Below are 329 nucleotides of genomic sequence, written 5' to 3'. Positions count from 1 at the left end.
TTCAGGCTATGATGCCTTGGACACAAAGTGGGTTATCCTTGTTCTCGGCCTGACCGATATCGCCATCATGTCTCCTCGCTCCTGCAACCTCCTCCGGTCGGTGTGAACCGACCGATCCCGTTGTTGTCTGTCTTCCCGATTATGCGGTGATCGCTGGCACGTGGTTCGCCTGATAGGTGTCGCCACGCGTCAGCAGCGCCCATATAATGCGGGCCATCTTGTTGGCCATTGCGACGGTCGCCACACGCATCGGTTTGCGTTCCAGCAGGGCAGCAAACGAAGATGGAACGCGATCAGGACGAATTTTGAACTGCCTGACTAAAGCAGTT

The 329-nt window shown here is 55.9% G+C and carries 1 pseudogene; it reads right to left on the bottom strand.

The annotated features are described in order from the left end of the window. Positions 1 to 139 precede the first annotated feature (139 nt). Positions 140 to 329: pseudogene (locus tag J2D75_RS14345) on the bottom strand (IS110 family transposase); the annotation flags it as partial.

Source organism: Acetobacter suratthaniensis, from assembly GCF_017377745.1.
Classification (GTDB): domain Bacteria; phylum Pseudomonadota; class Alphaproteobacteria; order Acetobacterales; family Acetobacteraceae; genus Acetobacter; species Acetobacter suratthaniensis.
Note: the sequence above shows the minus strand (reverse complement) of the source record. Positions and strands in the feature narration are given on the sequence as shown.